Below are 10,278 nucleotides of genomic sequence, written 5' to 3'. Positions count from 1 at the left end.
ACGTTCACCCCAGAGCTGATCAAGCAAGTCGAGAGTTAACCGGACATTTCAACTTAGCCAGAGACCGGACATTTCAATTTAGCTTTGACATTGTTGGACCCAAATAGCAATGTCGCACTTGGGCCAAATAGGAATGTCGCACCCCCTTGCCAAGGCTGGCATGCTTCTCGTCTGTTCGAAAGCGGAAGCCGCCAGCAAAACAATTACCGGTTCGGCGACCCTGTCGTCACCGCGGCCGTTGTTGCTGCAGCGCCCGTCGGTGCTGCAGGTGCGTCAGTAGCCTTGACAGCTTCATCCTTGGCCGCCGGCGCCGGCAACTCGAATGTCGCCATGTTCGGGTCCTGCTCCGTGGCATCGGTGATCGAAACAATCTTGCGGTCGAAGATATTGACGCCGGTGAATACGATCACATCGCCAAGGCGGGGGGTGAAGGCGATATAGTCCGGCTCGTCGACCACCATATTGCCCTTGACCTTCAGCGGTTGCTTGACAAAGGCATACTGGCCGCCCACATACGTCCACTTGGCCGTATCGCGCTGGGTCTTGCCTGCGACATCGCGCAGCATTACGTCGATGCTGCGCTTGAGCGATTGCTCGAAGGCAAGCTTGAGCGGGCGGGCATCATCCTTGAACCAGCCGTTGTCGCCGGTGAAGGGCTTTGCCTCGGCGCTGGCGGAGATATACCGGGTGCTCCATACCTGCGTGCCCGACGCATCCTTCAGCGTGGTCTTTACCACCACGTAGGGCCGTACGTCGGTGTCGTTGATAAAGCTCAGTACGCCAAAAGGCATCAACGTCAGTTGCGCCGTACTGGGAGTCGCCGGGCCGTACCTAAGCTTGCCGGCACCATCTGCCGCAATGCCCTCTTTCACAAGCTGCTCGGTGGCGGAAACCAGGTCATGACTGGCCAGGGCCTTGTCGTCACCGAGCAGCGACTTGCCGCGCTCCGCATTGATGGCGCTGCCGACCAGCACGCCCAGGGGGCCAAACAGGATCGACGCGCCCTGCCCGGCCTGATGGCCACTGACGAACAGGCGCGTGTTGGGCACGACATGGACGCCCGTCGGCATTTCAGACCATGTCGACGGCAGCTCCTTGCTGATGTCGACCGTCATCTGTTGCTGCTCCTTGGGGAACGGCTCGGCATTATGGAAGGTGGCACAACCTGCCAGCGTGGCGATACAGGCGATGACCGGGATATATCTGGAAATAGCGACCCTGAGCATTTTTTGTTTTTACGTTTGAATGATGAATGGCGTCGGCAAACGCCAACCGCGGATCCATTTGCTGATCTGCGCCAATAGCGCAAGCAAAAGGAATCCGCAGCATGTGAGCTTAGCATTGCGTTAATGCCGGAAACCTCAGCAGAAAGTGGGGTTGTCGTGGACGCACAACGTCGCTGATCCGCCCCGGAGTTCTAAAGGCGAACGCCCGCCCTCCGCTCGCTTTGTCCCGCCCGTGACACCGGGGACGTGCTGATATATGCTCCAATCCACACTTGCCTCCCAGTCCGGCCACACAAGAACAAGGCACCAGCCAAACCTGCATGTTCAAATTCATCGGGCGTTTTCGACAGCGGCTGCGCTACCTGGACCTGAGCCTTAAGGCCAGCCGATCCGTCCGGATCCGGGTCGTCGAGCGGCCCGGCTTGTGGATGGACGCACAGCAGCTCGAAACCATGCTGGCCGAGATGCGCGGCATCGTGCAGCGGGGAATCGGCAAGGATCTCGATTACGGGGTGCTTTCCGGCGACCCTGAAAGGCTGCGGCGGGCCGTGATCACGCTGCTTTATGACCGGGTCAGCGGCCAGCCGATTGCGTTCAATGCGCTGTCGGTCATGCCGATCGAGATCAAGGGCCGGCCGGTCGAGGCGATTCACCTTGGGCTGGTGATGGTCGATCCGGGCTATCGCACGCAAGGACTGTCGTGGGTGCTGTACGGGCTGACCTGCATCCTGCTTTTCTTCCGCCGCGGCCTGCGCCCGATCTGGATCAGCAATGTGACCCAGGTGCCGGCCATTATCGGCAAGGTTGCCGAGGTCTTTGTCACGGCCTATCCCAATCCCTTTGAGCCGTCTCGGCGCAGCTTTGAACACCTGAGCGTGGCCCGCGAGATCATGAAATCGCATCGGCATGTCTTTGGTGTTGACCGGGCGGCGGGATTTGACGAGGCGCGCTTCGTGATTACCGATGCCTATACGGGCGGCTCGGACAATCTCAAGAAGACCTTCGACCAGGCGCCGAAGCATCGCGACGAGCGCGCCAACGAACTGTGCCAGCGGGAACTTGATTACCAGCGCGGCGACGATTTCCTGCAGATCGCCTGCCTGGACCTGGCCAGCGCACGGAAATACCTGTTGCGGGAAGTGCCTCGGGACTCCCTGCCCGCCATCCTCTATCAGATCGCGTTCCTGGCTGTCGGCCGGATCGTCCTGCCATTGTTCCATTGGCTGAATCCGCGCGAGCCGATGGGAGGCCTGCGCGCAAGGGAAAGCCAATGATTCCACCCTTTTCATACGAGGAATTCACCACCCGCAACATCGGTTTCGTGACCGACGCGGAACAGCAGCAATTGCGCAATGCACGGGTGCTGATCTGCGGCGTCGGCGGCATGGGCGGCGCCTGCCTGCAGGCGCTGGCACGGGTGGGCATCGGCGGCTTTGCGCTGGCGGACTTCGATGCGTTCGACGTGTCGAACCTGAACCGCCAGGTGTTTGCCAGCCTGGATACCGTTGGCGTGAACAAGGTCGAGGCCACCGTGGCGCAGATCCGGCGCATCAACCCGGAACTTGCCATCGAGACCTTCGGCGCGGAGTGGACCGACAAGCTCGATGACCTGCTGAGCCGTTACAAGATCGTGGTCAACGGCATGGATGACATGGCCGCGGGCATCGCGCTCTATCGCAAGGCGCGGGAGCATGGTGCGACCGTCATCGACGCCTATACCGCTCCCCTGCCCTCCGTCACGGTCGTCCGACCGCAAGATCCCCGGCCCGAGGAACGTCTTTCCTATCCCACGGCCGGCATGGACTGGAAGTCCCTGACGCCGGAGGTCAGGCAGGAATGCCTGGGCAAGGAACTGGAATATGTGATGGTCAACTCGAGTTCCGTCCGGCATGTTGAGCTTGGCATCGCCAAGGACCTGCTGACCGGCAAGCGCAAGCGCATGTCGTTTGCGCCGATGGTGATCACCACGGGCAACCTGATGGCGTTCGAAGCGATCAAGCTGGTGCTCGGTCGGCCGCGGCTGGCAGGTGTGCGCGGCTATTTCTTCAATCCCTGGAGCATGCGTGTCGAGACGCCGCGCAATGCGCTGACGGCATGGGCCGTGCGCGCGCTGGTACGGCGCTTCATGGCGAGGTTGATGCGAGATGAGGGTTGACGTGTGATTGACGCCCTGGCAAGCGATGTGGCCGTTACCTGGCTCGGCGCGGTGGGCTGCGGGCTCTACCTGCATTTCCTTTGGTCCCGGCGCGAGGCCGGGGCCGGCACGGGCCTGTTCCTGTTCGGGGTGCTGACGGCGCTGCTGGCGGTCCGGGGCTTTTCCTGGCTGTTTGGCGGCACGCTGCTTGCGCAGCTGGTGTTTGCAGCGGCAACGCTGCTGCCCATTGCCATGACCCTGTTTGCCGAGCACCTGGTGCGGCGCCACCACCCGTTGTGGCTGAAGCTGCTGGCGCTGGGCGTGTCGGTGGTGTTCTTCGTCATCAATCTCTTTACCGATCTTTCGGGCAATACGCCGCTGCTGCTGGCGTTCCTTGGCTGCTTCGCGGTGGTCACGGCAAGCAATGGCTGGTTCCTGCTGTGGCTGCGCGATGCCGAGCTGTCCGACAACGAGGAACGCCTGGCCCGGGCGGTGGTGGTGGTCGTGGCCCTGGCCGTCCCGCTCGCGGCCACCGACTTCCGCGAGGAACTCGGCCATGTGCCGGTTCGCCTGGGGGCGCTTGGGGCGCTGGCATTCGTCTATGTGTTCCTGAACCTGTCGGAATCGCAGCGGGTCGTGCGCGGGCTGCTCGCGCATATCGCAGCCGCCCTGCTCTTCGCCGTCGTGCTGGCCAGCGTGATGGCGCTGGCTTCGCGCGGGCCCGGCCCGGGCTTTGCCGAGGCTGGCCTGCGCGGCATGCCCGTTGCCATCGCATGGGTGCTGCTGACCGCCATTTTTGTCCGCATTCGCGCCATGTCGCTGGCCGGTGATGGCAACGCGTTCCTGCGCTGGCTGCTCCATGCCCGGCTGGATACGCCAGAGGGTTTCCTGCATTCGCTCAGGCGCCTGCCGCAGACCGCCGACCATGTGGTGCTCGGCAACGCGGAGCTTGCTGGCTACGCGCTGGACGCCCTGTTCGACCTGGCAGGAAGGCGGCGTGAGCCCGTGTCGATCGGCGACGCCAGGGCGTGGGCCAGGATCCGCGAAGGCGATCGGGTCGAGGCTGCGGAGCAGCTGGTAGACCTGCTCGAGCGCCATGAAATGACCCATGCCTTGCTGATCGCGCGCCAGCCCGCGCAGGTGGTGCTGCTGAACCTGCCGCAAGGCGCCAACGCGGCCATCGGCGAGCTGCGCGCGGCGGTGATCCTGCGGCTGGCGCGCCATCTCGGGCAGCGGGAGGCCGCATGACAACCGTGCTGCGTGAAGGCGATTTCGACGCGTTCTTCGAGGCGCCCTTCGCCTGCTATGGCCGCGATACGCATTTTGTCTCGCCGATGAAGGGGGATCTTGCGCGCGCGCTGGATCCGGCGAAGAACCCGCTGTTCCGGCAGTTTGCGCGCCGCACCTGGTTCACCGCCCATCGGGACGGACGGATCGTGGGCCGTATCCTGGCCCATATCCACGATGCATCCAATCAGCAATACGGCCAGAAGCGCGGCTACTTCGGCATGTTCGACTGCGTCGATGACGTGGAGGTCGCGCAAGCGCTGCTCGATGCGGCGGCGGGCTGGGTGAAGCACAACGGCTGCGACGAACTGGCTGGCAGTTTCAACCTGACGATCACGCAGATGATCGGCATCGTCACCGAGGGCTTCGAGCATCCGCCATACACCTACCAGGAATACACCCCGCCGCATATTGCCAGGCTGCTCCAGGCATGCGGTTTCGCGCCGTTCTTTCCGATGCGCACGTTCGAGCTTGACGTGCGCCGCTACGATCCGGAGCAGTTGATCGGGAGCAAGCAGCGCGCGCTGCTGGATGATCCCGCCTGGCAATTCGAGCCGATCCGGCGGCGCGGCTTTGACCGGCGCCTGCTGGAAGCATGCGCTGTCCTGAACGATGGTTTCGCCAGCAACCCGATGTTCGTGCCGCTGACGGAGGAGGAATTCCTGTTTCCCTGCGCCGGCATGATGTGGATCATCGACGAGCGCCTGTCCTATACCGCTTATTTCCACGGGGAGCCGATCGGGGTGCTGCTGTGCGTGCCGGATCTCAACCCGTTTCTGCGCGCCACCGGCTTCCGCCTGAAATTGTCAACGCTCTGGCATCTGATCAGGTTGCGCGCCAGCCGCAAGCGTGCGGCAATCATCTTTTTTTCCGTGCGCAGGGACTACCACAGCCGCGGCGTCAATGGCGTCATGCTGCACCATCTGCTCAAGGCGATGCGCGGCGCCGGGTACTCGCACCTGGGCATCAGCTGGGTGTCGGATTCGAACGGCGCCAGCCTGAAGCAAATGGAGAAGATGGGCGCCAGGCCACTGCATCGGCTGCATCTCTTCAGGAAAGCCATCTAGCGACATGCTCACACGCGATCAGCAACTCACCCTCGTTGCCCAGGCTGGCCGCGCGCCCAGCGCGCACAATATCCAGCCCGCTCGCTGGCGCTTTGCCGGCGACAAGGTTGAACTGTTTGAAGACCCTGCGCGATGGCTAGCCGTGGGCGACCCCACCGGGCGGGACAACCAGATCGCCCTGGGCATGGCCTGGGAAGGCATGGCCATCGCGCTGTCGACGCTTGGATTGGGGCTCACGCAGCCTGAGGTCTCCGGCCTGCCCTACCCGGCCGCTACCCAGGGCCTGCGCCCGGCCGCATCTGGCCTGATCACGTCAGGTGCGAGCCCGGATCCCCTTGCCGCCTTCGTGGACGCGCGCCGCGCCTATCGAGGCAAGTTTCTCCGCGCGACCCCGCCGCAGATCAAGTCATTGGGCGAATGCGCTGCGGCCCACGCGGAGTTCGTCACGCTGGCGAGCGAGAACAGCACGGCGCAAATCGCCAATTGGTATGACGACGCCGCTGCTGCGGGATTGAATGACCCACGGTTTGCCGAGGAGCTCTACCACTGGCTGCGCTTGTCACCGCAAGATCCAGGCTGGCCGCGCGACGGGCTTTCGGCCGAATGCATGGCACTGTCGCGGTGGGAAGCCTGGGGCGCGTCGATTGCGCTGAGACCCCGCGTGGTCCGGCTGCTCTCGGCGCTTTCGCTGAGCGGCCTGCTGACATCGGAAAGCGCAAAAGTGAAAAGCGCGGCCCGGATCGTCCTGATTCATGCCGCACCCGACGTCACGAGCTTTGACATCGGGCGCCGCTGGTACCGGTTCTGGCTGGCCATGACCGCCAGGGGCTTTGCCGGCGTGCCGATGTCGGCGCTGGCCGATTCGCCTGGCCATGCCGCCCTGCTTGCCGAAAGCCAGCGCTTGCCGCGCGGAAACCGGCTCGTGAACATCATGCGCTTTGGGCCTGTGCCGGTCCGGGGCATCCCGCGGAGCGCAAGACTCCCCACTGCAGAGCTGATGCAAGCATCCTGAGCCAACGACGCTTGCGGGGCTGCTGCGCTTACCCAGGTCGCGATCCTGGCTATGCCTTTTCGCGCACCTCGGCGAAAGCGCGGACGGGGAAAGCTGCCGCGTCCCGCGCCTTCAGCGGGATGGAAAAGAAGCGAAACGGCACGCCATGCAAGCGCGACAGTCCGGTGAGGTTCTCGACGATCAGGATGCCTCGTCCCAGAAACCGGGTGTGCGCCGGGCGTTCAGGATCCTGGGTGGAGTCGACGTTTGCGCAGTCCACCCCGAACAAGGCAATGCCCGCATCGCAGAGCCGGCTGATCACGTCGCGTGAGATAAACGGGTGCGATCGATAGATCTCCGTCCCCCAATGACGATCCCAGTCGAAATTCACCAGCACCGCCCGGCCTGCGAGATGCTCGGGAAACTGCAGGTCATTCCACGCAAATTGTTGGCCGGGGGTCGCGTGGCGGGCATCGATGACCACGCCGTCAAGCACCAGCCGGCTGAGATCGAGGGCAGCAATGTCTTCCGCGCCTTCGAAGCGGTGACGGGGTGCATCCAGCTTGGTGCCGACGGATGTCTGGAACGCCACCTCGGAAATCTCGAACGAGGCCTTGCCCTCGTAGTGCCAGCCTGATTGCGCATGCGTCATGAACGGCCGGATATGCGCGGTCAGCTCGACCGCTTCGCCGGTTTCGCGCTTGAAGAGGACGCCAGGCATCCCGTCGTGGAACACATGAGAGAGATCGACAATCATCTTCTGCGCTCCATCCTGGTTGCGCTGAACGGATGCTACTGCCGTGCCTTCAGCCGGGTCAAGCTGCCAAAGGGGGCAGCGTGAGCCTTTCAGTCATGACCCGGGACAACCCACAAGGCTAAAGCAGCTTCAGGAATTCCAGCAGCGCATCCTTGTCGCTTTCGGCAAGGGTCGAGAACGCCTGTTCATGGCCGCGGTTGTCGCGCCCCGCTGTCGCAGTGTCGTAGAGCACGGGTTTCGACCACGGCTGGTAGCTGGCCGGATAGGCCCAGGTACCGTCCGCTTCGAGCCTGCCGGCGATGCCCAGCTTGCCATAGTCCAGTGCATGACCGCCGACCCAGAAGCGCCTGGGCCGCGCCTGCGGATGCATGAGATGCCAGAGCGTGGGCACGGAGCCGTTATGAAGGTACGGTGCCGTCGCCCACACGCCGGAGAGGATGGGCGCGACATAGCCCCCGGTGTTTGCAGCGTCGATATGCTTGCCTAGCTCGGAGCGCGAGATGGCTTGCAGCAGGCCGGGATCGATCGCTTGCCAGCGTGTCGGGTCAGTACCGATATCCGCTTGTGCCACCAGCCGGTTGGGGAAGCTTACAAGGCGCGGGCGCTCTGTGTCCTGGCTGTAGCTGCCGTGGCACTGGGCGCAGTGCGCATCAAAGACGGCGCGGCCGCGCGCGGCGCGGGGGCGGTCAACCGGGCCCGGAAACGGCGGCGGTGTGTAGCCGGCCATGAACCGCATGACGTCTTCCACCTGCGGAATGGCGCGGCCGGCGCGATCCGGCGGCATGCCCATGGTCGGCACGGTGAAGAAGGCCACGATATGCGCCAGCCGCCCGGCATCATCGGCGGCACCGGGCGCTACCGGCGCAAAGCGCGGCGCGCCTTTGCTAGTATAGACGCCGTCGTAGAGCAGCGATGAGCGCAGGCTGCGGTAGCCCAGTTCCGGAATCGAGGTGGAACCACTGGCGGCGATGCCCGCTGAGAGCAGATGAAACTGGAACTTGAGTGCCGCGACACCATTGGTGCTGCCGGCCGCGCCGTTGCTGAACGGCAGTGGTTCGTCACCGCTGGCTTCGAGTTCCGCCACGCGTTTCACCAGCCGCGGCCAGACGAATTTCCGGATGGTATCCAGTTCCTCCTTGCTTGTATCGGGGTAAAGCTGGTGGATGGCCGAGAGGAGCTTCTCCGGATCGGATTTCACCCGCTTCACCGCCTGATAGACCGCGGCGACGAAGGCGTCGAGGTTGAGGGAGGTATTCGGCAGCCCCAGCCAGACATCGTTGGTGGGACGCCCGTCCTTGCCGTAGGTGATGCCCGCATGGCACGATGCGCATCCCAGGTTGGACACCTCCAGGCGGATCTTCGGGATGTCCCGGCCGATCATTCCGCTGACCACGCCCAGGGGCTTGTCGAACCTGGGCTGTTGCTGGCGCGGCCAGTTGCGGACCGCATCGGGATAGATGAAGCCGAACTCGCGCAGGGCCCGGCGCAAGGCGTCCTGGGTGACAGGAACGCCGGGGCCGCCGGCCAGCAGCAGCGCGGTCGTTGCCAGCTTCCACGGCAGCGCATTGGTCTCCAGGGTATCGGTGCTCAGGCCGCCGAAGTCATCGAAGACAAAGCGCGCCGCCCCGAGGTCGTCGGCACGATCCCCGGCCCTGAAGTCCCGCATGACCGCGGATTCGCCTTCAGCATAGCCGCGCAGGAAATCGCATCCCGACAGCGAACCTAACAGCAGACCGATCGCGAGCACGCGTCGTACAAGGGGCATCGTAGTCATCGTCCGACAGTGCGCGCCAGCGGATTCCGGACCGCGCCGCGCTGATGGTAGCCGAGGAGCCGTGCTGCCTCAAGCCAACCGCTGCAGCCAGGCCACCGCCCAGGTGGCGCCGCGGCGAACTGCCGGGGCAGCCTTACCCGGCGAGCGCCGTTACCATCACCACGTGCGCCTGCATCGGCCCGGCCAATGGACCCGCGCCGTAAGCCTCCAGGAGCGCTTGTTCGCAATGGTCGGTTGCCTGGCCGAGCGCATCCGGCCCGCGCCGCTCCAGGTCGGCACGCAACGGCGTGCCCTGGCAGAGTGCCACCGCCGGGATGCGGGCGGCGCTGGCGCGGCTGGTTGCCGCGACGGTTTCAAAGACCGGGGATGACCGGAATCCGCCCAGGCGCAGATCGTGCTCGATGGTGGACTGGCTGTGGTAGCCATATGGGACGCGGGCCATGAACTCGGGCGGTGCGTCGGGAAACAGTGTGGCGAGTGCGCCGGTGACATCGCGGGCAAAGGCGTTGAATTCCAGCCGGTCCCAGACATTGAAGATCAGCATGCCGCCCGGCACCAGCACGCGGCGGGCTTCGGCGAAGGCGCGGCCCTTGTCCGGGAAGAACATCACGCCAAACTGGCAGGCGACCAGGTCGAAGCTGGCATCGGCAAAGGGCAGCGCCATGGCGTCGGCCTCGCGCCAGTGCACCGGGCGGCTAGTGCCGGCCTGCTCGGCCCGCGCCAGCATCGGCGCGTTGAGGTCGGTGGCAACGATCATGGTATCGGCCGGCAGCCGCCCGGCGATTTCCCGGGTCAGCACGCCGGTGCCGGCGGCCAGTTCCAGCACCCGCCGCGGCTGCAGCGCGGCGATGCGGGCAGCCAGGTCGGCAGCGTATGGCGCAAAGATCATCGGCACCATCAAGGCCTCATAGACTTCCGGAATCGCGCCCGCGAAGACTTTGTCCGAGTGTTGCAAGTCCATGAAACCCCCTGCCCTGGCGTGGAAGATGCCGGCATCGCCTGACTGGGTGTAGGACACATTGCGGCGAAAGTAAACCGTGGC

General features: G+C 64.4%; 9 protein-coding genes. 5 read left to right on the top strand and 4 right to left on the bottom strand.

Annotation, left to right across the window (positions count from 1 at the left end; all coding sequences use genetic code 11):
* Positions 1 to 203: 203 nt before the first annotated feature.
* Positions 204 to 1,226 (bottom strand): hypothetical protein, encoded by a 1,023-nt coding sequence (locus ACW4E8_RS25480; RefSeq protein WP_456807051.1) that lies wholly within the window; start codon positions 1,224 to 1,226, stop codon positions 204 to 206.
* Between the two features lie 320 nt (positions 1,227 to 1,546).
* On the opposite strand from ACW4E8_RS25480, the gene ACW4E8_RS25475 reads away from it, so the two are divergent.
* The 5 genes from ACW4E8_RS25475 to ACW4E8_RS25455 are packed head-to-tail and all read left to right on the top strand — an operon-like array spanning position 1,547 to position 6,726.
* Positions 1,547 to 2,500, top strand: a complete 954-nt coding sequence (locus tag ACW4E8_RS25475) for a hypothetical protein (RefSeq protein WP_456807050.1) — start codon at positions 1,547 to 1,549, stop codon at positions 2,498 to 2,500.
* Positions 2,497 to 3,381 carry a HesA/MoeB/ThiF family protein gene (locus ACW4E8_RS25470; protein ID WP_114135323.1) on the top strand — a complete coding sequence of 295 codons (885 nt, stop codon included), beginning with the start codon at positions 2,497 to 2,499 and terminating at the stop codon, positions 3,379 to 3,381. Before ACW4E8_RS25475 ends, ACW4E8_RS25470 begins: the two co-directional genes overlap by 4 nt.
* Positions 3,382 to 3,384: 3 nt before the next feature.
* Positions 3,385 to 4,608, top strand: a complete 1,224-nt coding sequence (locus ACW4E8_RS25465) for a hypothetical protein (RefSeq protein WP_456807049.1) — start codon at positions 3,385 to 3,387, stop codon at positions 4,606 to 4,608.
* The gene (locus ACW4E8_RS25460; RefSeq protein ID WP_456807048.1) at positions 4,605 to 5,714 is read left to right on the top strand and encodes an N-acetyltransferase family protein; all 1,110 of its coding nucleotides are present in this window, start codon (positions 4,605 to 4,607) and stop codon (positions 5,712 to 5,714) included. Before ACW4E8_RS25465 ends, ACW4E8_RS25460 begins: the two co-directional genes overlap by 4 nt.
* A gap of 4 nt (positions 5,715 to 5,718) precedes the next feature.
* On the top strand, positions 5,719 to 6,726 hold the full coding sequence (locus ACW4E8_RS25455; protein ID WP_456807047.1) for a hypothetical protein: 1,008 nt from the start codon (positions 5,719 to 5,721) through the stop codon (positions 6,724 to 6,726).
* 49 nt (positions 6,727 to 6,775) lie between these two features.
* On the opposite strand, the gene ACW4E8_RS25450 is transcribed toward ACW4E8_RS25455, so the two are convergent.
* The 3 genes from ACW4E8_RS25450 to ACW4E8_RS25440 form a co-directional block, all read right to left on the bottom strand.
* Positions 6,776 to 7,462: a cyclase family protein gene (locus ACW4E8_RS25450; RefSeq protein WP_456807046.1), complete on the bottom strand. Its 687-nt coding sequence runs from the start codon at positions 7,460 to 7,462 to the stop codon at positions 6,776 to 6,778.
* Between the two features lie 118 nt (positions 7,463 to 7,580).
* A complete protein-coding gene (locus ACW4E8_RS25445; RefSeq protein ID WP_456807045.1) occupies positions 7,581 to 9,227 on the bottom strand; it encodes a c-type cytochrome in 1,647 nt (548 codons plus the stop codon).
* Between the two features lie 142 nt (positions 9,228 to 9,369).
* Positions 9,370 to 10,197: a class I SAM-dependent methyltransferase gene (locus ACW4E8_RS25440; RefSeq protein WP_456807044.1), complete on the bottom strand. Its 828-nt coding sequence runs from the start codon at positions 10,195 to 10,197 to the stop codon at positions 9,370 to 9,372.
* Between the last annotated feature and the right edge of the window lie 81 nt (positions 10,198 to 10,278).

Source organism: Cupriavidus sp. CP313, assembly GCF_054072015.1.
This window is presented reverse-complemented; position numbering and strand designations above follow the sequence as displayed.

Bases quoted from the DNA above. Each gene is read 5' to 3' on its own strand.
- ACW4E8_RS25480 (WP_456807051.1), bottom strand. From the start codon at position 1,226: ATGCTCAGGGTCGCTATTTCCAGATATATCCCGGTCATCGCCTGTATC.
- ACW4E8_RS25475 (WP_456807050.1), top strand. From the start codon at position 1,547: ATGTTCAAATTCATCGGGCGTTTTCGACAGCGGCTGCGCTACCTGGAC.
- ACW4E8_RS25470 (WP_114135323.1), top strand. From the start codon at position 2,497: ATGATTCCACCCTTTTCATACGAGGAATTCACCACCCGCAACATCGGT.
- ACW4E8_RS25460 (WP_456807048.1), top strand. From the start codon at position 4,605: ATGACAACCGTGCTGCGTGAAGGCGATTTCGACGCGTTCTTCGAGGCG.
- ACW4E8_RS25455 (WP_456807047.1), top strand. From the start codon at position 5,719: ATGCTCACACGCGATCAGCAACTCACCCTCGTTGCCCAGGCTGGCCGC.
- ACW4E8_RS25450 (WP_456807046.1), bottom strand. From the start codon at position 7,462: ATGATTGTCGATCTCTCTCATGTGTTCCACGACGGGATGCCTGGCGTC.
- ACW4E8_RS25445 (WP_456807045.1), bottom strand. From the start codon at position 9,227: ATGCCCCTTGTACGACGCGTGCTCGCGATCGGTCTGCTGTTAGGTTCG.
- ACW4E8_RS25440 (WP_456807044.1), bottom strand. From the start codon at position 10,197: ATGGACTTGCAACACTCGGACAAAGTCTTCGCGGGCGCGATTCCGGAA.